Annotated in this window: 22 protein-coding genes; 16 read left to right on the forward strand and 6 right to left on the reverse strand. The window is 58.2% G+C overall.

Annotated elements, in window-relative coordinates; translation table 11 throughout:
- The first annotated feature begins 52 nt into the window (after positions 1–52).
- Together PSH88_RS08475 and PSH88_RS08480 are read left to right on the forward strand one after the other, a co-directional pair.
- Positions 53–2,512, forward strand: coding sequence for an EAL domain-containing protein (locus PSH88_RS08475; protein WP_305425794.1), 2,460 nt, complete (start codon positions 53–55; stop codon positions 2,510–2,512).
- A gap of 43 nt (positions 2,513–2,555) precedes the next feature.
- Entirely contained in the window at positions 2,556–3,350 is a 795-nt protein-coding gene (locus PSH88_RS08480) for an iron-containing redox enzyme family protein (RefSeq protein WP_305425796.1), read from the forward strand.
- Positions 3,351–3,482: 132 nt separating this feature from the next.
- Here PSH88_RS08480 and PSH88_RS08485 read toward each other — a convergent pair whose 3' ends face one another.
- The 6 genes from PSH88_RS08485 to PSH88_RS08510 form a co-directional block, all read right to left on the reverse strand.
- Entirely contained in the window at positions 3,483–4,412 is a 930-nt protein-coding gene (locus PSH88_RS08485; RefSeq protein ID WP_305421584.1) for a transposase, read from the reverse strand.
- Positions 4,413–4,681: 269 nt separating this feature from the next.
- Positions 4,682–5,608, reverse strand: a complete 927-nt coding sequence (locus PSH88_RS08490) for a GGDEF domain-containing protein (RefSeq protein WP_305425797.1) — start codon at positions 5,606–5,608, stop codon at positions 4,682–4,684.
- Positions 5,609–5,981: 373 nt separating this feature from the next.
- On the reverse strand, positions 5,982–6,722 hold the full coding sequence (locus tag PSH88_RS08495) for a YciK family oxidoreductase (RefSeq protein ID WP_223483726.1): 741 nt from the start codon (positions 6,720–6,722) through the stop codon (positions 5,982–5,984).
- A gap of 178 nt (positions 6,723–6,900) precedes the next feature.
- Positions 6,901–7,572, reverse strand: a complete 672-nt coding sequence (mupP, locus tag PSH88_RS08500; protein WP_305425798.1) for an N-acetylmuramic acid 6-phosphate phosphatase MupP — start codon at positions 7,570–7,572, stop codon at positions 6,901–6,903.
- Positions 7,573–7,576: 4 nt separating this feature from the next.
- On the reverse strand, positions 7,577–8,275 hold the full coding sequence (ubiG, locus tag PSH88_RS08505) for a bifunctional 2-polyprenyl-6-hydroxyphenol methylase/3-demethylubiquinol 3-O-methyltransferase UbiG (RefSeq protein WP_305425799.1): 699 nt from the start codon (positions 8,273–8,275) through the stop codon (positions 7,577–7,579).
- Positions 8,276–8,332: 57 nt separating this feature from the next.
- The gene (locus PSH88_RS08510; RefSeq protein ID WP_305425800.1) at positions 8,333–9,667 is read right to left on the reverse strand and encodes a TRZ/ATZ family hydrolase; all 1,335 of its coding nucleotides are present in this window, start codon (positions 9,665–9,667) and stop codon (positions 8,333–8,335) included.
- 109 nt (positions 9,668–9,776) lie between these two features.
- On the opposite strand from PSH88_RS08510, the gene mtnA reads away from it, so the two are divergent.
- The 14 genes from mtnA (at position 9,777) to rfbA (ending at position 26,563) form a co-directional block, all read left to right on the forward strand.
- On the forward strand, positions 9,777–10,853 hold the full coding sequence (mtnA, locus tag PSH88_RS08515) for an S-methyl-5-thioribose-1-phosphate isomerase (protein ID WP_305425801.1): 1,077 nt from the start codon (positions 9,777–9,779) through the stop codon (positions 10,851–10,853).
- A 446-nt stretch (positions 10,854–11,299) separates the two neighbouring features.
- A complete protein-coding gene (gene gyrA, locus PSH88_RS08520) occupies positions 11,300–13,969 on the forward strand; it encodes a DNA gyrase subunit A (RefSeq protein ID WP_008005952.1) in 2,670 nt (889 codons plus the stop codon).
- A 266-nt stretch (positions 13,970–14,235) separates the two neighbouring features.
- On the forward strand, positions 14,236–15,321 hold the full coding sequence (gene serC, locus PSH88_RS08525) for a 3-phosphoserine/phosphohydroxythreonine transaminase (RefSeq protein ID WP_305483511.1): 1,086 nt from the start codon (positions 14,236–14,238) through the stop codon (positions 15,319–15,321).
- Complete coding sequence (gene pheA / locus PSH88_RS08530; protein ID WP_030128742.1) at positions 15,321–16,415, forward strand: prephenate dehydratase; 1,095 nt, start codon at positions 15,321–15,323, stop codon at positions 16,413–16,415. The genes serC and pheA overlap by 1 nt, the downstream gene beginning before the upstream one ends.
- 12 nt (positions 16,416–16,427) lie before the next feature.
- Positions 16,428–17,540, forward strand: a complete 1,113-nt coding sequence (gene hisC / locus PSH88_RS08535) for a histidinol-phosphate transaminase (RefSeq protein WP_063341135.1) — start codon at positions 16,428–16,430, stop codon at positions 17,538–17,540.
- Between the two features lie 28 nt (positions 17,541–17,568).
- Positions 17,569–19,776, forward strand: coding sequence for a bifunctional prephenate dehydrogenase/3-phosphoshikimate 1-carboxyvinyltransferase (locus PSH88_RS08540; RefSeq protein ID WP_305426958.1), 2,208 nt, complete (start codon positions 17,569–17,571; stop codon positions 19,774–19,776).
- A complete protein-coding gene (gene cmk / locus PSH88_RS08545) occupies positions 19,773–20,462 on the forward strand; it encodes a (d)CMP kinase (RefSeq protein ID WP_305425803.1) in 690 nt (229 codons plus the stop codon). Before PSH88_RS08540 ends, cmk begins: the two co-directional genes overlap by 4 nt.
- Positions 20,463–20,582: 120 nt before the next feature.
- Positions 20,583–22,274, forward strand: coding sequence for a 30S ribosomal protein S1 (gene rpsA, locus PSH88_RS08550; RefSeq protein ID WP_030128738.1), 1,692 nt, complete (start codon positions 20,583–20,585; stop codon positions 22,272–22,274).
- Between the two features lie 216 nt (positions 22,275–22,490).
- On the forward strand, positions 22,491–22,769 hold the full coding sequence (locus PSH88_RS08555; protein WP_237886278.1) for a hypothetical protein: 279 nt from the start codon (positions 22,491–22,493) through the stop codon (positions 22,767–22,769).
- Between the two features lie 150 nt (positions 22,770–22,919).
- Positions 22,920–23,216 (forward strand): integration host factor subunit beta, encoded by a 297-nt coding sequence (gene ihfB / locus PSH88_RS08560; RefSeq protein WP_007899751.1) that lies wholly within the window; start codon positions 22,920–22,922, stop codon positions 23,214–23,216.
- Positions 23,217–23,243: 27 nt separating this feature from the next.
- The gene (locus PSH88_RS08565) at positions 23,244–23,483 is read left to right on the forward strand and encodes a LapA family protein (RefSeq protein ID WP_305425806.1); all 240 of its coding nucleotides are present in this window, start codon (positions 23,244–23,246) and stop codon (positions 23,481–23,483) included.
- Between the two features lie 226 nt (positions 23,484–23,709).
- Positions 23,710–24,786, forward strand: coding sequence for a dTDP-glucose 4,6-dehydratase (rfbB, locus tag PSH88_RS08570; RefSeq protein WP_305425807.1), 1,077 nt, complete (start codon positions 23,710–23,712; stop codon positions 24,784–24,786).
- On the forward strand, positions 24,783–25,676 hold the full coding sequence (rfbD, locus tag PSH88_RS08575; protein ID WP_305425808.1) for a dTDP-4-dehydrorhamnose reductase: 894 nt from the start codon (positions 24,783–24,785) through the stop codon (positions 25,674–25,676). Before rfbB ends, rfbD begins: the two co-directional genes overlap by 4 nt.
- Positions 25,673–26,563: a glucose-1-phosphate thymidylyltransferase RfbA gene (gene rfbA, locus PSH88_RS08580; protein WP_305425809.1), complete on the forward strand. Its 891-nt coding sequence runs from the start codon at positions 25,673–25,675 to the stop codon at positions 26,561–26,563. Before rfbD ends, rfbA begins: the two co-directional genes overlap by 4 nt.
- Positions 26,564–26,574: the final 11 nt, after the last annotated feature.

Consider the following 26,574-nt stretch of genomic DNA (forward strand, 5'->3'; position numbering starts at 1 on the left):
GCGTGAGTGGTCGGTCTGGATGCTGATCGCCAGCGCCTATGCAAGGGATCTCATGAAGCAAAAAAGGACTCGCGCAACCCCTCGGCTGTTGGGCATCGTCTGGCCTTTTATCGCCGTCGTGTTATTTCAGGCTCTGTTGGGAGGCGTCAGTCTTTACGTTCTTGCAGCGGTTCGCGGCTACGTAGGCGGTGAGAGCCTGTGGTCCAAGGGCCAGAAAGACGCCATCTATTACCTCAATCTCTACGCCGACAGTCGTGACGAAACGATTTTTCTCAAATACCAGAACGCGATTGCGGTGCCTCAGGGTGGCCATGAATTGCGCCTGGCGCTGGATCATCAGCCGCCCAATATCGAGGCGGCGCGAACCGCGATCCTCAAGGGCGGCAACCACCCGGACGACGTCTCCAGCGTGATTTGGCTGTACCTCAATTTCCGGCACTTCAGCTACCTTGAAAAAGCCATCGAACTCTGGGCGGTCGGTGACGGGTATCTGGGGCAACTCGATGACGTCGCCCGGGAGATGCATCAGCGCTTTACTGAAAGCCAGGCCACCGATGCCGACGTAAAACGCTGGAAAGACCAGATTTTTGCCATCAATGATGGCGTGACGCCAGCCGCCAAAGCATTCAGTGATGCCTTGGGCGAAGGCTCGCGGGTAATTCTGCGGCTGCTGTTGGTGACGAACCTTGCCACTGCGCTGGGTTTGATTGTGTTGGCGCTGCTGCGCACTCAAAAACTGCTCAAGCAGCGCCATGCCTTCGCCGATGCCTTGCAGTTGGAGAAAGACCGGGCACAGATCACTCTGCAATCGATTGGCGATGGGGTGATCACCACGGACGTCGAGGGGGCGATCGCCTATATGAATCCGGCCGCCGAGGCCTTGACTCACTGGAAGGCCGAACAGGCGGCGGGGTTGCCATTGGCAGCACTGTTCAATCTGTTGGACGAGAACGCCCAGACCGATGGTTTTACTTTGATCGAGCACATTTTGAGCGGTCAGCTCGGCGGTGGCAGCGAGCATTCCAAACTGATCCAGCGTCTGGATGGCAGCACGGTTTCGGTCACTCTGGTCGGCGCGCCGATCCGCAACGTGGGCAAGGTCAGTGGCACCGTGCTGGTGCTGCACGACATGACTCAGGAGCGGCAGTACATCGCCAATCTGTCCTGGCAGGCGACCCATGACGCCCTGACCGGGTTGGCCAACCGCCGCGAATTCGAATATCGCCTCGAACAGGCCCTGCATTACCTGACGCGCCAGGCGGGGCGTCACGCCTTGATGTTCCTCGACCTGGATCAATTCAAACTGGTTAACGACACCTGCGGTCATGCGGCGGGCGACGAGCTGTTGCGGCATATCTGTGCGTTGTTGCAATCAGGTTTGCGCGAAGGCGACACCCTGGCCCGGTTGGGTGGCGACGAGTTCGGCATTCTGTTGGAAAACTGCGCGCCGGAAGCGGCCGAGAAAATCGCCGAAAGCCTGCGCCAGACGGTGCAGAACCTGCATTTTGTCTGGAAAGGCCGGCCGTTTGTGACCACCGTGAGCATCGGGCTGGTGCATGTAGCCCAGAGTCCGGCCACCCTCGAAGCTTCGCTGCGTGCCGCTGACATGGCTTGTTATATGGCCAAGGAAAAGGGCCGCAACCGGGTTCAGGTCTATCACGCCGACGACACGGAGCTGTCCTTGCGCTTTGGCGAGATGGCGTGGGTGCAGCGCCTGCACGTGGCGTTGGAAGAAGACCGCTTCTGCCTGTACGCCCAGGAAATCGCGCCCCTTGGTCCTGACGAGCAGGGTGGCGGGCATATTGAAATCCTGCTGCGCCTGCATGACGAAGCGGGGCGCATGATTCTGCCGGACAGTTTCATTCCCGCCGCCGAGCGTTACGGTTTGATGACGTCGATTGACCGTTGGGTGGTGGAAAACGTTTTCAAGGTGATTGCCCAGTGCATCGTTGAAGAGCGCGAAGGGCCGTTGGCCATGTGTGCGATAAATCTGTCAGGTATTACTATCGGAGATGAGGCGTTTCTGGACTTCCTTCGTGAACAGTTTGTTGCATATTCAATTCCACCTGAAATGATTTGTTTTGAAATTACAGAAACCAGTGCGATTGCAAACCTGGGCAGTGCAATTAGATTTATCAATGAACTCAAAGGTTTAGGTTGTCGTTTTTCGCTAGATGACTTTTGCGCCGGTATGTCTTCATTCGCTTACTTGAAACATTTACCTGTAGACTTCCTGAAGATCGACGGGAGTTTCGTAAAGGATATGCTGGACGACCCGATTAACCGCGCCATGGTCGAAGTGATCAATCACATCGGTCATGTCATGGGTAAGCGCACGATTGCCGAGTTCGTTGAAACACCTCAGATCGAGCAGGCATTGCTGGAGATCGGGGTGGATTACGCTCAAGGGTATGTGATTGAACGCCCGCATCTGTTTACCTGGGATAGTTTGCAAAGTCGTCCTGCCCGGCCCCGACCTTTGTTGTTCAAGGCGCCCGGCACGTTCCGTTGAAACTCTTGCTGATCTGAAAATCACAATCAAAAGGAGCGCGACAGTGATCGAGACATTCAACAGAATCGGACCACTCATGGAAGCTGCAAGTTACCCCGCCTGGGCTCAGCAACTGATCCAGGATTGCAACGAGAGCAAGCGCCGGGTTGTCGGACACGAACTGTATCAACGCATGCGAGATAACAAACTCAGCGCTAAAACCATGCGCCAGTACCTTATTGGTGGCTGGCCGGTGGTCGAACAGTTCGCTTTATACATGGCACAGAACCTGACAAAGACCCGTTTTGCACGCCACCCTGGCGAAGACATGGCGCGTCGCTGGCTGATGCGTAACATTCGCGTCGAATTGAACCATGCCGATTACTGGGTGCATTGGAGTCGTGCTCACGGTATCAGCCTGGAAGATCTGCAAGCCCAACAGGTGGCCCCTGAGCTTCACGCCTTGAGCCACTGGTGCTGGCACACCAGTTCGTCGGATTCGCTGATCGTGGCCATCGCCGCCACCAACTACGCCATCGAAGGGGCGACGGGGGAGTGGTCGGCCCTGGTTTGCTCCAATGGTGTCTATGCGGCAGCGTTCCCCGAGGAAGATCGCAAGCGGGCCATGAAGTGGTTGAAGATGCATGCCCAGTATGACGATGCCCATCCATGGGAAGCGCTGGAGATCATCTGCACCCTGGCGGGCATGAACCCGAGCAAAGCGCTGCAAGTGGAATTGCGCCAGGCTGTCTGCAAAAGTTACGACTACATGTACCTGTTCCTGGAACGTTGCATGCAGTTGGAACTGGCAGTGAAAACTCCGGTTGCCCGTGAGCGGATGGCGTTGGCCGAAAGCTGATCCCCTGAAAGCAACACAAACCAAATGTGGGAGCAACTGTCTTGATGTCTTTTATTTTGAAGTTTGATCAAAGGGCAGCCGAACTTCCACAGTCTCAAACCATGTGATTTCCCAAATGAGCAAGCAGTCTGTTTAGGCTGCCTGCTCTCTCCACTCAGTTTGGTCACGGATCATCGCGTTCAGCCTTATCAACAACACCCGCATGCAGGCGATCAGCGCCACTTTCGCGCATTTACCTCTCAGGCGAAGCGCGTCATATCGGGCTTTGAACTCGGGTTGTCGCAAAATCACAGCCCAACTGGCCATGTACATCGCACGTCGCACGGCAAATCGGCCACCGCTTATATGACGAGGCCCTTCGTGGTTGCCGCTGTCGTCGTTGTAAGGGGCGATCCCTGCCAGTGCTGCGATCTCGTGCCGTCCAACCTCTCCCAGCTCAGGCAGGTAGGCCATGATGCTGGCTGCGGTCACGAGCCCTAGTCCCTTAACCGAGCGCAAGCGGGCAATTTTTTCACTGTCCAGGTCTTTGGCGCTTTGGCAGATCAGCTGTTCTATCGACTTTATTGCCTGATCTAAATAGTCGATATGGCTTTGCAACAAGGGTTTTATCGAGTCGACAGAAGCCGTTTTGATACGCCGCCTGTCGTCACTTTGCTGCTGAACAAAGTTTTCGCGTTGCTGTACCAGCGCACGCAAATTGTCCTGTTCGGCGCTGGTGATACGGCTATCGGCGTCCTTTATAATCGTTGCAAATTCGGCGAGAAGCCGCGCATCTATCGCGTCTGTTTTAGCGCGATAACCCATTGCCTTGGCAAAATCTTTCGCCCGACGAGGATTGATTCGTAAGACGTCAAAGCCGCCCCTTTGAAGCACCTTCATGGGCCCCCGCTCGTAGCCACCGGTGGCTTCCAGTAACACGCGGGTGACTTCGAAGCCTTTTAACCAATCAATCAGCACCGGGAAACCACTGGCGCTGTTCGGAAAACTCGCACCAATGCCTTGCGAATTAATCCAGACTTCCAGACTGTCTTTGGAAACATCAATGCCTGCGCAGGAAAACATGGCTAAACCCTCTTACACTCATAAATGAGAGCGCTCTGGTTGGGCTCCACGCTTGTAATGTTCGAGGTCGGCTCGTTCAACTGTTCGGGCTCAATAACCAGAGTGGAGAGGTGAATGGCAGCATGGGCTCCCACACGTGCTGCTAGCACTCCGGGCGTTCAGCTTGCCACTCACCGCTCTCATCTTCAGTCTAAGTCCTGCGCAAGACACAAGCGGGCTTGTGTGGCACAAGCCCGCTCCCACATGGATTATGCAGCGTTGCTGAAATATCAGCCCGCCATCGCCAGGCGGTTACGCCCCTCGCGCTTGGCCACATACAGCGCACTGTCGGCCCGTCGCAACAAACTTTCGGCAGACTCGCCGGGCAGCAGCGTCGAGCAACCGATGCTGACCGTCAGATCGATCATCTTGCCCTCGGCCTCATAGTCCTGAGCCTGCGCCGCAAACCGCAGTCGTTCACCGACCATGGCTGCAGCTTCCCGACTGGTGTTGGAAAGCAGAATCATGAATTCTTCGCCACCAAACCGGAACACCATGTCGACGTTGCGCAACTGGTTTTTGATCGAGGCTGCGACGGCCTTCAGTACTTCATCGCCGGCACTGTGCCCATAGGTGTCGTTGATGTGTTTGAAGTGATCGATGTCCAGCATCAGCAGCGACAGGGGCTGCGAGTGTCGCCGCGACATCTCGATTTCCCGTTCCAGCGTCTGATCCATGGCGATGCGGTTGCCGGTATCGGTCAACGGATCACGCAATGCACTTTGGGTCGCTGCTCGGTAGAGCAGGGCGTTTCGCATGGGGAAGAGCAGGGTCGATAGCAATGACTCCAGGTTGCCCTGTTCCTGTTCGCTGAAACGCTGATTGCGACGGAACACCAGCTCACCCAATTGCTCGCCTTCATGGCTAAGGCTGTAGCTGATTGAATGATGACCCCGTGCGCCGAATTGCAGGCGCAAGTCGCTGGGCTGATGTTCATAATTCAAGGCATCCAGCGGCACAAGGCGCTGAATTTCACGGAAGAAAAGTCCGAGAATGCGTTGCGGCTCAAGACTGGTTTGCAGTTGCAGGCCCAGCGCTTGGCGCAACTGCGCAAGACTGACGGGCCGCTCCAGGAGGGGAGGCTGCTGACCAAAGCCCAGGCGTTGCAATTTGGCACTGTCGAAGTCAATTGCGTTGGTCTGGGAAGGTGATTTCATATGGCGTGAGCCCCTAAGCAGTAAGGCTGTCTTACAGGCTGGGTGAGAGCGGCTTTGGGCTGCGCGTCATACTGGTCCATCAGTCCCGTAGGACATGTGGCACGAGTTTAATCCGCTTTGCCGAAGATTAGTAACCTCTCGGCCGAAGCTCCGCTTCTTCTGCTTTCACACGGCGTGTCTGAACAAAATTAGAGCGAAAGTCGTGCCATTCGGTTCAGTCGAATAAAAAGCTTTAAAAATCAAAATACTGGAAGGTTGTACGCGAGAAATTGCGCAGGGTTATGACATTTATTTGACTTGAAGCAGGGTGGTTACCACAGGGTTTGAGTGCCGCGGCGGGAAGCCGTCGCGGCAGAAAAGCGACGCACGGGCATTACTGAGCGTTGAATGCCTGGCCATTGATACCGGTACTGTCCGGACCCATCAGGTAAAGGTAGACCGGCATGATCTCCTCGGGTGTCGGGTTGTTCAGCGGGTTTTCACCGGGGTAGGCCTGAGCGCGCATGCTGGTGCGGGTAGCGCCGGGGTTGATGCTGTTGGAACGCACCGGTGCCACTGTATCTACTTCGTCGGCCAGGGTTTGCATCAAGCCTTCGGTAGCAAATTTGGAAACGCCGTAAGCGCCCCAGTACGCACGACCCTTGCGGCCGACGCTGCTGGAAGTGAACACCACTGAGGCGTCCTGAGACAGCTTGAGCAGTGGCAGCAGGGTGCTGGTGAGCATGAACATGGCGTTGACGTTGACGTGCATGACGCGCATGAAGTTCTCGCCGGACAACTGCTCGATCGGTGTCCGGGGACCGATGATCGACGCGTTGTGCAGCAAGCCATCGAGGTGGCCGAACTCGGTTTCGATCATTGCCGCCAGTTCATCGTACTGATGGGGCAGGGCGGTTTCCAGATTGAACGGGATCACAACCGGTTGTGGATGCCCGGCTGCTTCGATCTCGTCGTAGACCTGAGTCAGGTTGGCTTCGGTCTTGCCCAGCAACAGCACGGTGGCGCCGTGGGCGGCGTAGGTTTTTGCAGCAGCAGCGCCGATGCCACGGCCAGCGCCGGTGACCAGGATGACCCGATCCTTGAGCAATTCAGGGCGGGCGGAATAATCAAACATAAAAAACCTCACAAAAACAGAAGACAGATCGCGGCGCGGCCAATCGCGGGCAAGCCCGCTCCCACAGGATCCCGTTGTTGGGCAAAGAATGTGTGAACACTCTCAGTCCTTGTGGGAGCGGGCTTGCCCGCGAAGGCGTCATCATTCACGCCACATCCCCGGAGCTTGAAACCGGTTCTCAGCAGCCACAAAGGGCGCTATCAAGCACCTGACGCAACTCCAGCGGATGATCGACCACCACATCCGCGCCCCAATGCCGCGGGTTATCGTCCGGATGAATATAGCCATAGGTCACGGCAGCCGTTTTGGTGCCGGCATCGCGGCCGGATTCGATATCGCGCAGGTCATCGCCGACAAACAGCACACTGGCCGGGTCCAGGTCGAGCATCTTGCACGCCAGGATCAACGGCTCCGGATCCGGTTTGCTGTTCTTCACATGATCCGGGCAGATCAGCAGCGCCGAACGCTCGGCCAGCCCCAGTTGTTGCATGATCGGCTCGGCGAAACGCAGCGGTTTGTTGGTGACGACGCCCCAGATCAGGTTGGCCTTCTCGATGTCGGCCAGCAATTCGCCCATGCCGTCGAAGAGCTTGCTGTGAACCGCGCAACCTTTGACGTAGCGCTCCAGAAACTCCAGGCGCAGCTCCTCGAAACCCGGCGATTCCGGGTCCATCGAGAAAGTCACCGCGACCATCGCTTTGGCGCCGCCGGAGATCTCGTCACGGATGTGTTTGTCATTCATCGGCGGCAAACCACGATCCGCGCGCATCGCCTGGCAGATGGCGATGAAATCCGGCGCGGTGTCGAGCAGGGTGCCGTCCATGTCGAAAAGGACTGCTCTGATACGCATCGGCTTACTCCTCGCGCAGGGTCTGGATCATGTAGTTGACGTCGACATCCGCCGCCAGTTTGTAGTGCTTGGTCAGTGGATTGTAGGTCAGGCCGATGATGTCCTTGACGGTCAGGCCAGCCATGCGGCTCCAGGCGCCAAGCTCCGAGGGGCGGATGAATTTCTTGAAGTCGTGGGTGCCGCGCGGCAGCAACTTCATGATGTATTCGGCGCCGACGATGGCGAACAGATAGGCCTTCGGGTTGCGGTTGATGGTGGAGAAGAACACCTGGCCGCCCGGTTTGACCATTTTGAAACAGGCGCGGATCACCGACGACGGATCCGGCACGTGTTCAAGCATTTCCAGGCAAGTAACTACGTCGAACTGCTCGGGCATTTCTTCAGCCAGGGCTTCGGCGGTGATCTGCCGGTACTCGACGCTCACACCGGATTCCAGCTGATGCAGTTGAGCGACGGCCAGCGGCGCTTCGCCCATGTCGATACCCGTCACGGTCGCGCCGCGTTGAGCCATGGCTTCGCTGAGGATGCCGCCGCCGCAACCGACGTCGAGGACTTTCTTGCCGGCCAGATGGACGCGCTCGTCGATCCAGTTGACCCGCAGCGGGTTGATGTCGTGCAGCGGTTTGAACTCGCTTTCGCGGTCCCACCAGCGATGGGCCAGGGCTTCGAATTTGGCGATTTCGGCGTAGTCGACGTTGCTCATGGTGTCAGTCCTCTAAAACTTGAAAAATCCTGTTGCCCCGGTTTTGGTCCAGGGTGCTTACGATTCGGTGTGGCCGCTGATGCGCCTGCCCCAGGCCTTGGCAGTGGCACACAGCTGCGCCTCATCCAGGCGGGTCAGGCGACGGTCGTCGAGCAGTTGCTTGCCAGCGACCCAAAGGTGTTTCACGCAGTCGCGGCCAGTGGCATAGATCAGTTGCGAAACCGGGTCGTAGACCGGCTGCTGTGCCAGGCCCGACAGGTCGAACGCGACGATGTCCGCCGCTTTGCCGACTTCCAGCGAACCCGTCTCAGCTTCGATTCCCAGCGCGCGAGCGCCATTGAGCGTGGCCATGCGCAGCGCGCGATGGGCATCCAGCGCCGTGGCGGAGCCGGCGACGGCCTTCGCCAGCAACGCAGCGGTGCGGGTTTCGCCGAGCAGGTCGAGGTCACTATTGCTGGCCGCGCCATCGGTGCCGACCGCCACATTGACCCCGGCCTGCCACAAGCGCTCGACCGGGCAGAAACCGCTGGCCAGCTTCAGGTTCGACTCCGGGCAATGAATCACATGGGTGTTACTTTCTACCAGCAGCACCAGGTCTTCATCGCTGATCTGGGTCATGTGAACGGCCTGCAGGCGCGGCCCGAGCAGGCCCAGGCGGCCGAGGCGGGCCAGCGGGCGTTCGCCGCACTGCTCGACCGACTGCTGCACTTCGAAAGCGGTTTCATGGACGTGCATATGAATCGAGGCGTCCAGTTCTTCAGCGATCACCCGGATTTTTTCCAGGGTTTCGTCGCCCACGGTGTAGGGTGCATGGGGTCCAAAGGTGATTTTGATTCGCTCGTGATGCTTGAGATCGCCAAATAATTCAACACCCTGACGAATGGCTTCATCCGCCGAGCCGGCGCCTGGAATCGGGAAATCGAGGATCGGAATGGCGATCTGGGCGCGAATGCCGCTGTTATGGACGCGTTCGCTGGCAACCTTCGGGAAGAAATACATGTCGGAGAAACAGGTGATGCCGCCTTTGATCTGCTCGGCAATGGCCAGGTCAGTGCCGTCGCGTACGAAAGCCTCGTCGACCCACTTGGCTTCGGCCGGCCAGATGTGGCTTTCCAGCCAGGTCATCAGCGGCAGATCGTCGGCCAGCCCGCGGAACAGCGTCATTGCCGCATGCCCGTGGGCATTGATCAGGCCGGGGGCGAGCAACATGTCCGGCAATTCGCGGACTTCGGTTGCGTTAAACTTCAAGGCTGCTGCGCGCGGGCCGATAAATACGATGCGACCGTCGCGGATGCCCAAGGCATGCTCTTTAAGGACCACGCCAGCCGGTTCGACGGGTACCAGCCAGGTCGGCAGCAATAACAGGTCGAGCGCAGCGGTGGGGGTCGGCATCGAAAGTCGGTTCCAGTGCTTTTGTAAAGGATGGCGAAGTATACCCGAGCGTCTTCGCGGGGGGATCGCTATAATCGGCGGCTTTTGTTCATGAGTGCGGGGTATGTGGATGCGCGATCGACTGTTGGCTGCGGAGAAGGTGAAGGCCATCGATTGGCGTGATGGCGCCCTGTATCTGCTGGATCAGCGTATTTTGCCATTCGAGGAAACCTGGATCGCCTACACCAGCGCTGCGGGAGTGGCTGAGGCCATTCGCTCGATGGTGGTGCGCGGCGCGCCGGCCATTGGCATCAGCGCGGCGTATGCCATGGTGCTGTCAGCCCGCGCCCGAATTGCCGAGGGCGGTGACTGGCAGGCAGCGTGGGAAGAGGATTACGCGTTACTGGCCGATTCCCGTCCAACAGCGGTTAATCTGTTCTGGGCCTTGAGTCGCATGCGTGACCGCCTGGACCGCCTCAAGGAAGACGCAGACCCTCTGGCTGCGCTGGAAGTCGAAGCCATCGCCATCCATGAAAGTGATCGCGAAGCCAACCTGACCATGGCCCAACTGGGTGTCGATCTGATCCGCAAGCATCAGGGCAACGCCCAGGCGATCCTCACGCACTGCAACACCGGCGCACTGGCCACCGGCGGCTTTGGTACGGCGCTGGGGGTGATTCGCGGGGCTTTCATCGAAGGCATGGTCGAGCGCGTTTACGCCGACGAAACCCGGCCATGGTTGCAAGGTTCGCGATTGACCGCATGGGAATTGGCCAATGAAGGCATTCCCGTGACCCTCAATGCCGATTCCGCCGCTGCGCACATCATGAAAACCAAAGGTGTGACCTGGGTGATCGTCGGCGCCGACCGCATCACCGCCAATGGTGATGTGGCGAACAAGATCGGCACCTACCAACTGGCGGTCAACGCCATGCACCACGGCGTGCGTTTCATGGTGGTGGCGCCGAGTTCGACCATCGACATGAACCTGGCCAGTGGTGACGAGATCCCCATCGAAGAGCGCGACGGCCGCGAGTTGCTGGAAGTCGGCGGCAAGCGGGTCGGGGCGGATGTCGATGCGTTCAACCCGGTGTTCGATGTGACGCCTGCGGATTTGATCGACGCGATCGTTACTGAAAAAGGCATCGTCGAACGGCCTGATACCGCGAAAATGGCGCAGTTGATGTGCCGTAAGCGGTTGCATTAAAGGTATCCGGCGCCTGATAAATCGCCTTCGCGGGCAAGCCCGCTCCCACAGGAATCTGTGTCGAACCGAAAATCACTAGGCAGGCAGCGATCCCTGTGGGAGCGGGCTTGCCCGCGATTAGGCCCTGAAAATCAATGAAGCAAGCCGAATCTGCCCTGAATTCTCCATTCAACACGGCTCTAAGCCCCTCTCGTCCCCTTCAAGCCTGTCACCGGTCAACTAACTATGCTCCATGCGCATCTGGGGGATAGGTGCGTGGCGGCTCTTGTGATAACATCCGGCGGTTTCCAGGGTAGCCTGATGTGGCTGCCTTTACTGCGCAGATCCATGGCATAACTCGTTGATTTGTCGTAAGTCGGTGCATGGCACTCAGTCTGCATCGGCGAGCTTCGTTCGTCCCATATGGATGTGACGAAGTTTCACCAGAAAAAGGAATCAGGCTTCTCATGGGCGAACTGGCCAAAGAAATCCTCCCGGTCAATATCGAAGACGAGCTGAAGCAGTCCTACCTCGACTACGCAATGAGCGTGATTGTCGGGCGGGCACTGCCGGATGCGCGCGATGGCTTGAAGCCCGTGCACCGGCGTGTGCTGTTCGCGATGAGCGAGCTGGGCAACGACTTCAACAAGCCGTACAAGAAATCTGCCCGTGTTGTCGGTGACGTGATCGGTAAGTATCACCCTCACGGTGATACCGCGGTGTACGACACCATCGTTCGGATGGCGCAGCCATTCTCGCTGCGTTACCTGTTGGTAGACGGTCAGGGCAACTTCGGTTCGGTGGACGGCGACAACGCCGCGGCCATGCGATACACCGAAGTGCGCATGACCAAGCTGGCGCACGAGCTGCTGGCTGACCTGCACAAAGAAACCGTGGACTGGGTGCCGAACTATGACGGCACCGAAATGATCCCGGCGGTCATGCCGACCCGTATTCCCAACCTGCTGGTCAACGGTTCCAGCGGTATCGCCGTGGGCATGGCGACCAACATTCCGCCGCACAACCTCGGTGAAGTCATCGACGGTTGCCTGGCACTCATCGACAACCCGGAACTGACCGTCGATGAATTGATGCAATACATCCCCGGTCCGGACTTCCCGACCGCCGCGATCATCAACGGTCGCGCCGGCATCATCGAAGCCTACCGCACCGGTCGCGGACGCATTTACATGCGTGCCCGCTCGATGATCGAAGACATCGACAAGGTCGGTGGTCGTCAGCAGATCGTCATCACCGAACTTCCTTACCAGCTGAACAAGGCCCGTCTGATCGAGAAGATCGCCGAGCTGGTAAAAGAGAAGAAGCTCGAGGGCATCACCGAGCTGCGCGACGAGTCCGACAAGGACGGTATGCGCGTCGTGATCGAATTGCGTCGCGGTGAAGTGCCTGAGGTGATCCTCAACAACCTCTACGCCCAGACCCAGCTGCAAGCGGTGTTCGGTATCAACATCGTCGCGCTGATCGACGGCCGTCCGCGGATCCTGAACCTCAAGGACCTGCTGGAAGCGTTCGTTCGTCACCGTCGCGAAGTGGTTACCCGCCGTACCGTGTTCGAACTGCGTAAGGCGCGCGAACGTGGTCATATTCTGGAAGGTCAAGCGGTTGCCCTGTCGAACATCGACCCGGTCATCGCCCTGATCAAGGCTTCCCCAACACCGTCGGAAGCCAAGGAAGCGCTGATCAGCACGGCCTGGGAATCTTCCGCCGTGGTCGCGATGGTTGAACGTGCCGGTGCCGATTCTTGCCGTCCAGAGACCCTGGACCCGCAATACGGTCTGCGTGAAGGCAAGTACTTCCTGTCGCCAGAGCAGGCGCAAGCCATTCTGGAACTGCGCCTGCACCGTCTGACCGGTCTGGAACACGAAAAGCTGCTGGCCGAATATCAAGAGATCCTCAACCAGATCGGCGAGCTGATCCGCATCCTCAGCAGCGCCACGCGCCTGATGGAAGTGATCCGCGAAGAGCTGGAAGTGATCCGCGCCGAGTACGGCGATGTGCGTCGCACCGAGATTCTCGATGCCCGTCTCGACCTGACCCTGGGCGACATGATCCCGGAAGAAGAGCGCGTCGTGACCATCTCCCACGGTGGCTACGCCAAGACCCAGCCTTTGGCTGCGTACCAGGCTCAGCGTCGTGGCGGTAAAGGCAAATCGGCTACCGGCGTCAAGGATGAGGACTACATCGCTCACCTGCTGGTCGCCAACAGCCACACCACGCTGCTGCTGTTCTCCAGCAAAGGTAAAGTGTACTGGCTGAAAACCTACGAAATTCCGGAAGCGTCCCGTGCTGCCCGTGGTCGTCCGCTGGTCAACCTGCTGCCGCTGGACAGTGATGAATACATCACCACCATGCTGCCGGTCGAGGAATACACCGAAGGTCACTTCATCTTCATGGCCACTGCTAAAGGCACCGTGAAGAAGACCCCGCTGGAATCCTTCAGCCGTCAACGCAGCGTTGGCCTGATCGCGCTGGAGCTGGACGAAGGTGACGTACTGATCTCTGCCGCCATTACCGATGGCGAGCGCGAAGTCATGCTGTTCTCCGACGGCGGCAAGGTCACTCGCTTCAAGGAAACCGACGTTCGCGCCATGGGCCGTACCGCTCGCGGTGTCCGCGGTATGCGTCTGCCGGAAGGCCAGAAGCTGATTTCCATGCTGATCCCGGAAGAAGGCAGCCAGATCCTCACCGCTTCGGCGCGTGGTTTCGGCAAGCGCACCGCGATCACCGAGTTCCCTGAGTACAAGCGTGGCGGTCAGGGCGTTATCGCCATGGTCAGCAACGACCGTAACGGCCGTCTGGTCGGCGCGGTCCAGGTGCTTGACGGCGAGGAAATCATGCTGATTTCCGACCAGGGTACTTTGGTTCGTACCCGTGTCGACGAAGTGTCCAGCCTGGGTCGTAACACCCAGGGCGTGACCCTGATCAAGCTGGCCAGCGATGAAACACTGGTGGGCCTGGAGCGGGTTCAGGAGCCGTCGGAAGTCGAAGGCGAGGAGCTGGAAGGCGAAGGTCTTGAAGGTGAAGAGGGTGCAGTGTTCGACGGTGAGGTCGTGATCGACGACGTTGCCGAAGACCAGCAACTCGACGCCGCCGCTGACGAAGAGCCGCAAGAGTAAGCGGGCAAGCAGGGGGCGGATGAAGATTCGCCCCCTTGTTGTTTGTCCCGGTTGAAAATATCGACACCCACGAAGATCCTGTGTGGAAGGGCTTTTGTGGGAGCCGGGCTTGCCCGCGATGCAGGCGCTGCGGTGTTTCTTGCACACCGCGGTGATGCAATCGCAGGCAAGCCAGCTCCCACAAAAGCTTGCTCCAGCAAGGGGTTGTGTTGACTGATATCGTGATTTTTATTGCGTGATACCACCAAATCAGAGCGAGATTGGATGTGAGCAAGAGAGCCTATAACTTCTGTGCCGGTCCTGCGGCGCTTCCCGAAGCTGTCCTGAAGCGCGCCCAGGCTGAACTTCTTGATTGGCACGGCAAGGGTCTGTCGGTCATGGAAATGAGCCATCGCAGTGATGAGTTCGTGTCCATTGCCACCAAGGCCGAGCAGGATCTGCGTGATCTGCTGAATATCCCCTCGAACTATAAAGTGCTGTTTCTGCAAGGTGGCGCGAGCCAGCAATTTGCTCAGATTCCTCTGAACCTGTTGCCGGAAAGCGGCACCGCCGACTATATCGACACCGGTATCTGGTCGCAGAAAGCTATCGAAGAAGCCTCGCGCTACGGCCACGTCAATGTTGCCGCCACCGCCAAGCCTTACGACTATTTCGCTATTCCCGGTCAGAACGAATGGAGCCTGTCGAAAGATGCGGCCTACGTTCACTACGCACCGAACGAAACCATTGGCGGCCTGGAATTCCAGTGGATCCCGGAAACCGGTGATGTACCGCTGGTTGCCGACATGTCCTCGGACATTCTCTCGCGTCCGGTGGATGTCTCGCGCTTCGGCATGATCTACGCCGGCGCCCAGAAAAACATCGGCCCGAGCGGCATCGTCGTGAACATCGTTCGCGAAGACCTGCTGGGTCACGCCCGTTCCATTTGCCCGACCATGCTCAACTACAAGGTCGCGGCCGATAACGGTTCGATGTACAACACCCCGCCAACCCTGGCCTGGTACTTGTCCGGTCTGGTGTTCGAGTGGCTGAAAGAGCAGGGTGGTGTTGAAGCCATCGGCAAGCTCAATGAAGTGAAGCAGCGCACGCTGTATGACTTCATCGACGCCAGCGGCATGTACAGCAACCCGATCAACAAGTCGGACCGCTCGTGGATGAACGTGCCGTTCCGTCTGGCCGACGATCGTCTCGACAAGCCGTTCCTGGCCGGTGCCGACGAGCGCGGCCTGCTGAACCTCAAGGGCCACCGTTCCGTGGGCGGCATGCGTGCCTCCATCTATAACGCCGTCGATATCGTTGCGGTCAACGCGCTGGTTTCGTACATGGCAGAGTTCGAGAAGGAACACGGTTAATGTCTGAGCAAGAACTCAAGGCACTGCGCCTGCGCATTGATGCTCTGGACGAAAAAGTCCTGGAGCTGATCAGTGAGCGCGCACGCTGCGCCCAAGAAGTTGCGCGAGTAAAGATGGCCTCGCTGGCCGAAGGCGAAGTGCCGGTGTTCTATCGTCCCGAGCGTGAAGCTCAGGTGCTCAAGCGTGTGATGGAGCGTAACCAGGGGCCGCTGGGCAACGAAGAAATGGCGCGGCTGTTCCGCGAAATCATGTCCTCGTGCCTGGCCCTCGAGCAGCCGCTGAAAGTGGCGTACCTCGGCCCTGAAGGCACCTTCACTCAGGCTGCGGCCATGAAGCACTTCGGCCACGCGGTGATCAGCAAGCCGATGGCGGCGATCGACGAAGTGTTCCGTGAAGTGGCAGCCGGTGCGGTGAACTTTGGCGTGGTTCCGGTGGAAAACTCCACCGAAGGCGCGGTCAACCACACCCTCGACAGCTTCCTCGAACACGACATGGTGATCTGTGGCGAAGTCGAGCTGCGTATTCACCATCACCTGTTGGTGGGTGAAAACACCAAGACCGACAGCATCAGCCGCATCTATTCCCACGCCCAGTCCCTGGCCCAGTGCCGCAAGTGGCTGGACGCCCATTACCCGAATGTCGAGCGCGTGGCGGTTTCGAGCAACGCCGAAGCGGCCAAGCGGGTCAAGGGTGAGTGGAACTCGGCGGCGATTGCCGGCGACATGGCCGCCGGTCTGTACGGGTTGACTCGTCTGGCCGAAAAAATCGAGGATCGTCCGGACAACTCCACGCGATTCCTGATGATCGGCAGCCAGGAAGTGCCGCCGACCGGCGACGACAAGACCTCGATCATCGTCTCCATGAGCAACAAACCCGGCGCGCTCCACGAGCTGCTGGTGCCGTTCCACGACAATGGAATCGACCTGACGCGCATCGAGACCCGTCCGTCGCGCAGCGGTAAATGGACCTACGTGTTCTTCATCGACTTCGTCGGCCACCATCGCGATCCGCTGATCAAAGGTGTGCTGGAAAAGATCAGTCAGGAAGCAGTAGCACTCAAAGTGCTGGGTTCCTACCCGAAAGCAGTTCTCTAAGGGCGGTAGCAAATGAGTGGCAACTTCCTCGCTCTGGCACAGCCGGGCGTGCAACAACTTTCGCCTTACGTTCCGGGCAAGCCCGTGGACGAACTGGCCCGCGAGCTGAACCTCGATCCGGCCAATATCGTCAAACTGGCGAGCAACGAAAACCCGTTGGGCGCCAGTCCGAAGGCACTGGCAGCCATTCGCGAGGCGCTGACCGAACTGACCCGCTATCCGGACGGTAACGGTTTTGCGCTCAAGACCCTGCTGGCCGATCAATGCCGAGTCGAGCTGAACCAGGTAACGCTGGGCAACGGCTCCAACGACATTCTGGAGCTGGTGGCGCGTGCCTATCTGGCGCCGGGCCTGAACGCGGTGTTCAGTGCGCATGCGTTTGCGGTCTATCCGATCGTTACCCAGGCCGTCGGTGCCCAGGCAAAAGTGATCCCGGCCAAAGACTGGGGCCATGATCTGTCGGCCATGCTCGCCGCGATCGATGCCGATACTCGCGTGGTGTTCATTGCCAACCCGAACAACCCGACCGGGACCTGGTTCGACGCCCAAGCGCTGGACGATTTCCTGCAGGACGTGCCGGCCCATGTGCTGGTGGTGCTGGACGAGGCCTACATCGAGTACGCCGAAGGCAGCGACTTGCCCGATGGCCTGGACTATCTGGCGGCCTACCCGAACCTGCTGGTCTCGCGCACCTTCTCCAAGGCCTATGGTCTGGCGTCGCTGCGGGTTGGCTATGGTTTGTCCTCGGCCATCGTCGCCGATGTGCTGAATCGCGTGCGTCAGCCGTTCAACGTCAACAGCCTCGCACTGGCGGCCGCTTGTGCGGCGCTGCAAGACGTCGAGTACCTGGCCGAAAGCCGTCGCCTGAACGAGTCCGGCATGCAGCAGTTGCAAGCGGGTTTCCGCGAGCTGGGGTTGAGCTGGATTCCATCCAAAGGCAACTTCATCTGTGTCGATCTGGGTCGCGTTGCGGCTCCAGTGTTCGAGGGGTTGCTGCGTGAAGGCGTGATCGTGCGTCCGGTGGCCAACTACGGCATGCCGAACCACCTGCGTATCACCATCGGTTTGCCGGCAGAAAACAGCCGTTTCCTCGAGGCGCTGACCAAGGTTATGGCTCGTGGTTGATGTCACTGCACTGCAATCTGCTCAGCCTATGATCGGTCGCCTGGTGGTGGTCGGCCTGGGGTTGATCGGCGGTTCGTTTGCCAAAGGCTTGCGTGAAAGCGGCCTGTGCCGCGAAGTGGTCGGGGTCGATCTCGATCCGCAGTCGCGCAAGCTGGCAGTCGAGTTGGGCGTGGTGGATCGCTGCGAAGAAGACTTGGCAGCGGCTTGCCAGGGCGCTGACGTTATTCAACTGGCGGTACCAATCCTGGCCATGGAGAAATTGCTCGCGCTGTTGGCGGGCATGAACCTGGGGCAAGCGATTCTGACCGATGTCGGCAGTGCCAAGGGCAACGTCGTGCGTGCGGCGACCGAAGCGTTTGGCGGCATGCCGGCGCGTTTCGTGCCGGGGCATCCGATTGCCGGTTCCGAGCAGAGCGGGGTGGAAGCCTCCAATGCCGACCTGTTCCGTCGCCATAAAGTGATTCTGACGCCGCTGGATCAGACCGACCCGGCCGCCCTGGCGGTGGTCGACCGGTTGTGGCGCGAACTGGGTGCCGATGTCGAGCACATGCAGGTCGAGCGTCACGACGAAGTGTTGGCGGCGACCAGCCATTTGCCGCACTTGCTGGCGTTCGGTTTGGTCGATTCGTTGGCCAAACGCAATGAAAATCTTGAGATCTTCCGTTACGCTGCGGGCGGTTTCCGCGATTTCACAAGAATCGCCGGTAGCGACCCGGTCATGTGGCACGACATCTTCCTCGCCAACCGCGAAGCTGTCCTGCGCACACTCGATACATTTCGCAGCGATCTCGACGCCTTGCGCGACGCGGTCGATGCAGGGGATGGGCACCAATTATTGGGCGTGTTCACGCGCGCCCGGGTTGCCCGCGAGCATTTCAGTAAAATCCTGGCCCGCCGGGCCTATGTGGACGCTATGAATTCCAACGATCTGATTTTCCTGGCACAACCTGGTGGCCGCCTGACTGGGCGGATTCGTGTACCGGGCGACAAATCGATTTCCCACCGTTCGATCATGCTCGGTTCCCTGGCCGAAGGCGTCACCGAAGTGGAAGGTTTCCTCGAGGGCGAAGACGCCTTGGCGACCCTGCAAGCTTTTCGCGACATGGGTGTCGTCATCGAAGGTCCGCACCACGGTCGTGTGACCATCCACGGCGTCGGCCTGCATGGCCTGAAGCCTGCGCCGGGCCCGATCTATCTGGGCAACTCCGGCACTTCGATGCGTCTGCTGTCTGGCCTTTTGGCTGCGCAGAACTTCGACAGTACGCTGACCGGCGACGCTTCGCTGTCCAAGCGTCCGATGAATCGCGTGGCCAATCCGCTGCGTGAAATGGGCGCCGTGATCGAGACCGCTGCTGAAGGTCGTCCACCGATGACCATTCGTGGTGGCAACAAGCTCAAGGGCCTGACTTACACCATGCCAATGGCCAGCGCCCAGGTTAAATCCTGCCTGTTGCTGGCGGGTCTGTATGCCGAAGGCAAGACCACCGTCACCGAGCCGGCACCGACTCGCGATCACACCGAGCGCATGCTGCGCGGCTTCGGCTATCCGGTGACCGTCAACGGCGCGACTGCCTCGGTCGAGTCCGGCCACAAGTTGACCGCGACCCACATTGAAGTGCCGGGCGATATCTCGTCGTCGGCGTTCTTCCTCGTGGCGGCGTCGATTGCCGAAGGTTCGGAGCTGGTGCTTGAGCACGTCGGCATCAACCCGACCCGTACCGGCGTGATCGACATCCTGCGCCTGATGGGCGCTGACATCACCCTGGAAAACCAGCGTGAAGTGGGCGGCGAACCGGTAGCGGATCTGCGCGTGCGGGCAGCTAAACTCAAAGGTATCGAGATCCCTGAAGCGCTGGTTCCACTGGCTATCGACGAGTTCCCGGTGCTGTTCGTGGCCGCTGCATGTGCCGAAGGGCGCACCGTGCTGCGCGGCGCCGAAGAGCTGCGCGTGAAGGAGTCGGACCGGATCCAGGTGATGGCGGACGGTCTGCTGGCGCTGGGCGTCAAGTGTGAGCCAACCCCGGACGGCATCATTATCGACGGCGGCCAGATCGGCGGCGGCGAAGTGCACGGTCACGGCGATCACCGAATTGCCATGGCCTTCAGCGTGGCTTCGCTGCGCGCCACTGCACCGATTCGCATCCATGATTGCGCCAACGTCGCGACCTCGTTCCCGAACTTCCTTGCGCTGTGCGCGCAGGTCGGTATCCGTGTTGCACAAGAGGCTCAGTCGTGAAAATCATCGCACCGGTCATCACCATTGATGGGCCAAGCGGCTCTGGCAAGGGCACAGTCGCCGGGATGCTGGCCAAGCGCCTGGGCTGGAACTTGCTGGATTCCGGTGCGCTGTACCGATTGCTGGCGTTCGCGGCGTATAACCATGGCGTCGATCTGACGAATGAAGAGCTGCTCAAAAAACTGGCCGCTCATCTGGATGTGCAATTCATCGCGGCGACCGACGGTCAGCTGCAGCGCATCATTCTGGAAGGCGACGAAGTCAGCGATGTCATTCGCACCGAAAGTATCGGCTCGGGCGCCTCGCAGGTCGCTGCGCTGCCCGCCGTGCGTGAGGCGCTGCTTCAGCGCCAGCGGGCCTTTCAGGAATTACCGGGTCTGGTGGCCGATGGTCGCGACATGGGCACGGTGGTATTTCCCGACGCACCGTTGAAGATTTTCCTGACCGCCAGTGCCGAGGAGCGTGCGCGCCGTCGATACTTGCAGTTGAAGGGCAAAGTCGATGGTGTTAGTCTGTCGAGTCTGCTAGATGAGATACGTGCGCGCGATGAGCGCGACACCCAGCGAGCGGTAGCCCCGCTCAAACCGGCGGCTGACGCCATCCAGCTGGATTCCACGGAATTATCCATCGATCAGGTGCTGGAACGCATCATGAGCGAAATCGCCATTCGCGATATCGCCGGGTGACCAAGAAGCTTCGCAGGGGACCAGTCATAGTCCTGCGGCGCTTCTTTAAAATGAAACTAACCCACATCGTCTGGGATGTGGAGATGGGCGTATTCTTCGCCCTCATCAACAGGAATTAAAATGAGCGAAAGCTTTGCGGAACTCTTTGAAGAAAGCCTAAAAACCCTGAACCTTCAGGCAGGCTCCATCATCACCGGTGTTATCGTTGATATCGATTACCAGGCTCGCTGGGTAACCGTTCACGCTGGCCTGAAGTCTGAAGCACTCATCCCGCTTGAGCAGTTCTACAACGACGCTGGCGAACTGAACATCAACGTCGGTGACGAAGTTCACGTTGCGCTGGACTCGGTTGAAGACGGCTTCGGTGAAACCAAGCTGTCCCGTGAAAAAGCCAAGCGCGCTGAATGCTGGATTGTTCTGGAAGCAGCCTTCGCAGCCGAAGAAGTGGTCAAGGGCGTTATCAACGGTAAGGTTAAAGGCGGCTTCACTGTCGACGTTAACGGCATCCGTGCGTTCCTGCCAGGTTCTCTGGTTGACGTCCGTCCAGTGCGCGACACCACGCACCTGGAAGGCAAAGAGCTGGAATTCAAGGTCATCAAACTCGACCAGAAACGCAACAACGTTGTCGTTTCCCGTCGCAGCGTCCTCGAAGCCGAGAACTCCGCCGAGCGTGAAGCTCTGCTGGAATCCCTGCAGGAAGGCCAGCAAGTCAAAGGTATCGTCAAGAACCTCACAGATTACGGCGCATTCGTCGATCTGGGTGGCGTCGATGGCCTGCTGCACATTACCGACATGGCTTGGAAGCGTATCAAGCATCCTTCCGAAATCGTCAACGTTGGCGACGAGATCGATGTCAAGGTTCTGAAGTACGATCGCGAACGCAATCGTGTTTCCCTGGGCCTCAAGCAACTGGGCGAAGATCCATGGGTTGCTATCAAAGCCCGTTACCCAGAAAGCACTCGCGTTACCGCTCGTGTAACCAACCTGACCGACTACGGCTGCTTCGCTGAGCTGGAAGAAGGCGTTGAAGGCCTGGTACACGTTTCCGAAATGGACTGGACCAACAAGAACATCCACCCTTCGAAAGTCGTACAAGTCGGCGACGAAGTGGAAGTTATGGTTCTGGACATCGACGAAGAGCGTCGTCGTATCTCCCTCGGCATCAAGCAGTGCAAATCTAACCCATGGGAAGATTTCTCTGGCCAGTTCAACAAGGGCGATAAAATCTCCGGCACCATCAAGTCGATCACCGATTTCGGTATCTTCATTGGTCTGGACGGCGGCATCGACGGTCTGGTTCACCTGTCCGACATCTCCTGGAACGAAGTGGGCGAAGAAGCCGTTCGCCGCTTCAAGAAGGGCGACGAGCTGGACACCGTTATCCTGTCGGTTGACCCAGAGCGCGAGCGCATCTCCCTGGGTATCAAGCAACTGGAAAGCGATCCGTTCTCCGAGTACGTTCAAGAGAACGACAAAGGCGCCATCGTTAAAGGCATCGTGAAAGAAGTTGACGCTAAAGGCGCCATCATCACTCTGGCCGACGATATCGAAGCGACTCTGAAAGCCTCCGAAATCAGCCGTGACCGCGTTGAAGACGCGCGCAACGTTCTGAAAGAAGGCGAAGAAGTAGAAGCCAAGATCATCAGCGTTGACCGCAAGAGCCGCGTAATCCAGCTCTCGATCAAGTCGAAAGACGTTGAAGACGAGAAAGAAGCCATCCAAAGCTTGAAAGACAAGCCTTCGGATAGCATCGCTGCTGGTCCTACCACTCTGGGCGACCTGTTGCGTGCACAAATGGAAAAACAGAACTGAGTTCTGTCAGACCATAGAAAAAGGGCGACTTCGGTCGCCCTTTTTTGTGTCTACGATTTGGTGAATCCAAGCGTGCTGATGCCGCCTTATTTCTTTCGTGAAACCAATGATCTACATAAACTGTCTGTAACTTCATACAGGTCAATCGTCTATTCAAGGCTAGGCTTAGTCTGAAGTGAACGACCGCCGTGCAATGCGCCCGGCATAAGGAAGTGAATGAACAAGCTCATTGTCGTGATAGCAGTACTGACATTGGCAGGTTGTACCACCAGCGCCAAGACTCATGCGGTACGCGGAGTCAGTGGTATAGAGATCGATTGTTCAGGATTGGGCTCCGGATGGGAGAGGTGTCACAAGAGAGCCGCCAGGGAGTGCAAGGGTGCAGGTTATAAAGTTGTTGTAAGGTCCGATGACGCGAAGGAGGAAGATGAATTCCCTTTTGGCTTCAATCCCGCGGGTTATCTGACGCGCACCATGCTGGTTATCTGTAGGTGAATGCCGGGTTTGAGCAATGTTCCGATGTTCTGAAATCGGGCACCTCATTGCAAGGAAAGATATGTCAAAACTCGGGCTGTTCAAATTTCTCCGGGCATGCTAAAACCTTTGAAGCGCTTTTCCTAGCTGCTTGAAAAAGAAGGGAAAAATATGACGAAGTCGGAGTTGATCGAACGAATTGTCACCCATCAAGGGCTGCTCTCATCCAAGGATGTGGAGCTGGCCATCAAGACCATGCTTGAGCAAATGTCCCAATGTCTGGCCACCGGTGATCGAATCGAGATCCGTGGTTTTGGCAGCTTCTCCCTGCACTATCGCGCGCCGCGCGTAGGCCGCAATCCGAAAACCGGTCAGTCCGTCAGCCTCGACGGCAAGTTCGTTCCGCATTTCAAGCCAGGCAAAGAACTGCGCGATCGCGTGAACGAAGAAGAGGAGGAGGGGCTTTGACAGCTGCTGCACTTCAAGGAACCGCTGATGCGTAACCTCAAGCGCGTACTTCTCGCTGTATTTGTCCTATTGCTCGTTCTGGCGATCCTGGCGTTCGTTCTTGAGAACCAGCAAAGCGTGTCACTGTTATTCCTGGGCTGGGCAGGTCCACAATTGCCTGTGTCGCTGATCATGGTGATTGCGCTGCTGATTGGCATGGTGATCGGGCCGATTCTCGGCTGGTTTCTGGGACGTACGTCCAGAGCCTCACGCAAGCGCCTTGTCTGACGGCGACAAACCCGTTGTACGCGTCTAATTTGCGTCGCAGCTTGTCCATATCCATTAGTAAAACCTTCATTAAGCTGTAAAATGCTGCGCTTGATCGATAAGGCATTCCCGAATCGGTTCAGACTGACTCTGTCAGAAGCCTCAGCTGACTTGATGGCTTTTGCATTCATGGATTAGACAGTGCGCGATTGGCGGCCCTGTCAGCAACTTAAGGGTATGGTTTCGCGTGAAAATTCTAGTTACCGGCGGCGCCGGGTTTATCGGCTCGGCAGTCATTCGTCATATCATCTCCAACACTAACGACTCTGTCGTTAACGTCGATAAACTGACTTATGCCGGTAATCTTGAGTCGCTGGCCGAAGTCAGCCAGAACTCGCGTTACGTGTTCGAGCGCGTCGACATCTGCGACCGTGATCAAGTAGACCGTGTCCTGCGTGAACACCAACCAGATGCCATCATGCACCTGGCCGCAGAGTCCCACGTTGACCGCTCGATCTCCGGTCCGTCTGAATTCATCCAGACCAACATCATTGGCACCTACACCTTGCTGGAAGCTGCACGCCATTATTGGGCGGCACTGGATGATGCGCGTAAAGCCAACTTCCGCTTCCATCATATTTCCACCGACGAAGTCTACGGAGACCTCGAAGGTCCGGAAGACCTCTTCACCGAAACCACGCCGTATCAGCCAAGCTCGCCGTACTCGGCCAGCAAGGCCAGTTCCGATCACCTGGTTCGCGCCTGGAGCCGCACCTACGGTCTGCCGACTCTGGTGACCAACTGCTCGAACAACTACGGTCCTTGCCACTTCCCTGAGAAGTTGATCCCGCTGATCATTCTTAATGCACTGGAAGGCAAGCCGCTGCCGGTCTACGGCAAAGGTAACCAGGTCCGTGACTGGCTCTATGTCGAAGACCACGCCCGCGCGCTTTACAAAGTCGTGACCGAAGGCGTAATCGGCGAGACCTACAACATCGGCGGCCATAACGAGAAGCAAAACATCGAAGTGGTGCATACCCTGTGCGCACTGCTCGACGAACTGCGTCCAGACTCTGCTCATCGTCCACATGCCAGCCTGATCACCTACGTCCAGGATCGCCCGGGCCACGACCAGCGCTACGCGATCGATGCCAGCAAAATCCAGCGCGAGCTGGGTTGGGCGCCGGAAGAGACCTTTGACACCGGTATTCGCAAGACCGTCGAGTGGTACCTCAACAACACTGAGTGGGTGGCTCACGTGAAGAGCGGCAGCTACCAACAGTGGATTGACCAGAACTACGCGGATCGTTCGGACAAGGCATGAAAATCCTCCTGTTGGGAAAAAACGGCCAGGTCGGCTGGGAGTTGCAACGCTCCCTTGCACCGCTTGGTGAGTTGATCGCCTTGGACCGTCACTCGGTCGATGGTTTGAACGGCGACCTGTCCGACCTCGACGCACTGCGTGCGACGATCCGTCAGGTTAAGCCCGACGTCATCGTCAACGCTGCGGCCTACACCGCTGTCGATAAAGCTGAATCCGAGACAGAGCTGGCCGACCGCGTAAACGGTCAGGCGAGTCAGGTCATGGCTGAAGAGGCTGCATCCCTGGGCGCCTGGCTGATTCACTATTCGACCGACTATGTGTTCAGTGGTGAAGGCCTGAAGCCATGGCAAGAGACAGATGCCGTCGCCCCGGTGAATCACTACGGCACCAGCAAACTGGCCGGCGAACAAGCGATTACTGCTTCGGGCTGCAAGCACCTGATCTTCCGCACCAGTTGGGTCTATGGCGCGCGCGGCAACAACTTTGCCAAGACCATGCTGCGTCTGGCCAAGGACCGCGAAACCCTGAGCGTCATCGCCGACCAGATCGGTGCCCCGACCGGTGCAGATTTGATTGCCGACGTGACGGCGTTGGCCATTCAACAAGTCTTGCAGCGCCCTGAACTGGCGGGCCTGTATCACCTGGCGGCCGCCGGCGAAGTGTCCTGGCACGGCTATGCCAGCCATGTGATCGGTTTTGCCAAAGCCAACGGCGAAGAACTCGCCGTCACGGTGATCAATCCGATAGATACGACCGCCTACCCAACACCGGCGCGCCGCCCTCTGAACTCACGGTTGAACACTCAGAAGCTGCGCGACAATTTTTCTCTACACTTGCCGGATTGGCAAAGTGGTGTCACCCGAATGCTGATGGAAGTCCTGAATAAATGACCACGACAAATCGTAAAGGCATCATCCTCGCTGGCGGCTCGGGCACTCGTCTGCACCCGTTGACCCTCGGCGTGTCCAAGCAGATGCTGCCGATCTACGACAAGCCGATGATCTTCTATCCGCTGTCGGTGCTGATGCTCGCCGGTATGCGCGAAATCCTGATTATCTCCACCCCTGAAGACCTGCCAAGTTTCCAAAAATTGCTGGGTGACGGCAGTCTGTACGGCATCAAGCTGACCTACGCCGAGCAACCTAGCCCGGACGGCCTGGCACAAGCCTTCATCATTGGCGAAGAATTCATCGGCAAAGACCCTTGCTGTCTGATCCTGGGCGACAACATCTTCTACGGTCAGCACTTCTCGGAAAACCTGCGTTCCGCCACTACTCAAGAGCACGGTGCGACTGTATTTGGTTATCACGTATCCGATCCGGAGCGTTTCGGGGTCGTCGAGTTCGACGCTGCCGGCCGTGCCTTGAGCATCGAAGAGAAGCCGCTGAAGCCAAAATCCAGCTACGCGGTGACTGGCCTGTACTTCTACGACAACCAAGTCGTCGAGATCGCCAAGAATATCAAGCCATCCCCACGTGGTGAGCTGGAAATCACTGATGTTAACCGTGCATACCTCGAGCAGAAGACCCTCAACGTCGAAATGCTCGGTCGTGGTTTTGCCTGGCTGGATACCGGTACCCATGATTCGCTGCTGGAAGCCAGTCACTTCGTGCATACCATCGAGCAGCGTCAGGGGCTGAAAGTGGCTTGCCTGGAAGAGATCGCTTATCACAATGGCTGGATCACTGCCGAGCAGTTGGGTACTCAGGCCGATGCCCTGAAGAAAACGGGCTACGGTCAGTACCTGCAGAAACTCCTGGACTCGCCTTCCCACTGATTCGAAGGCTC

The organism is Pseudomonas wuhanensis, assembly GCF_030687395.1.
Lineage (GTDB): Bacteria > Pseudomonadota > Gammaproteobacteria > Pseudomonadales > Pseudomonadaceae > Aquipseudomonas > Aquipseudomonas wuhanensis.

Bases quoted from the DNA above. Each gene is read 5' to 3' on its own strand.
- PSH88_RS08475 (WP_305425794.1), top strand. From the start codon at position 53: ATGAAGCAAAAAAGGACTCGCGCAACCCCTCGGCTGTTGGGCATCGTC.
- PSH88_RS08485 (WP_305421584.1), bottom strand. From the start codon at position 4,412: ATGTTTTCCTGCGCAGGCATTGATGTTTCCAAAGACAGTCTGGAAGTC.
- PSH88_RS08490 (WP_305425797.1), bottom strand. From the start codon at position 5,608: ATGAAATCACCTTCCCAGACCAACGCAATTGACTTCGACAGTGCCAAA.
- PSH88_RS08495 (WP_223483726.1), bottom strand. From the start codon at position 6,722: ATGTTTGATTATTCCGCCCGCCCTGAATTGCTCAAGGATCGGGTCATC.
- mupP (WP_305425798.1), bottom strand. From the start codon at position 7,572: ATGCGTATCAGAGCAGTCCTTTTCGACATGGACGGCACCCTGCTCGAC.
- ubiG (WP_305425799.1), bottom strand. From the start codon at position 8,275: ATGAGCAACGTCGACTACGCCGAAATCGCCAAATTCGAAGCCCTGGCC.
- PSH88_RS08510 (WP_305425800.1), bottom strand. From the start codon at position 9,667: ATGCCGACCCCCACCGCTGCGCTCGACCTGTTATTGCTGCCGACCTGG.
- mtnA (WP_305425801.1), top strand. From the start codon at position 9,777: ATGCGCGATCGACTGTTGGCTGCGGAGAAGGTGAAGGCCATCGATTGG.
- gyrA (WP_008005952.1), top strand. From the start codon at position 11,300: ATGGGCGAACTGGCCAAAGAAATCCTCCCGGTCAATATCGAAGACGAG.
- pheA (WP_030128742.1), top strand. From the start codon at position 15,321: ATGTCTGAGCAAGAACTCAAGGCACTGCGCCTGCGCATTGATGCTCTG.
- hisC (WP_063341135.1), top strand. From the start codon at position 16,428: ATGAGTGGCAACTTCCTCGCTCTGGCACAGCCGGGCGTGCAACAACTT.
- PSH88_RS08540 (WP_305426958.1), top strand. From the start codon at position 17,569: ATGATCGGTCGCCTGGTGGTGGTCGGCCTGGGGTTGATCGGCGGTTCG.
- rpsA (WP_030128738.1), top strand. From the start codon at position 20,583: ATGAGCGAAAGCTTTGCGGAACTCTTTGAAGAAAGCCTAAAAACCCTG.
- PSH88_RS08555 (WP_237886278.1), top strand. From the start codon at position 22,491: ATGAACAAGCTCATTGTCGTGATAGCAGTACTGACATTGGCAGGTTGT.
- ihfB (WP_007899751.1), top strand. From the start codon at position 22,920: ATGACGAAGTCGGAGTTGATCGAACGAATTGTCACCCATCAAGGGCTG.
- PSH88_RS08565 (WP_305425806.1), top strand. From the start codon at position 23,244: ATGCGTAACCTCAAGCGCGTACTTCTCGCTGTATTTGTCCTATTGCTC.
- rfbD (WP_305425808.1), top strand. From the start codon at position 24,783: ATGAAAATCCTCCTGTTGGGAAAAAACGGCCAGGTCGGCTGGGAGTTG.
- rfbA (WP_305425809.1), top strand. From the start codon at position 25,673: ATGACCACGACAAATCGTAAAGGCATCATCCTCGCTGGCGGCTCGGGC.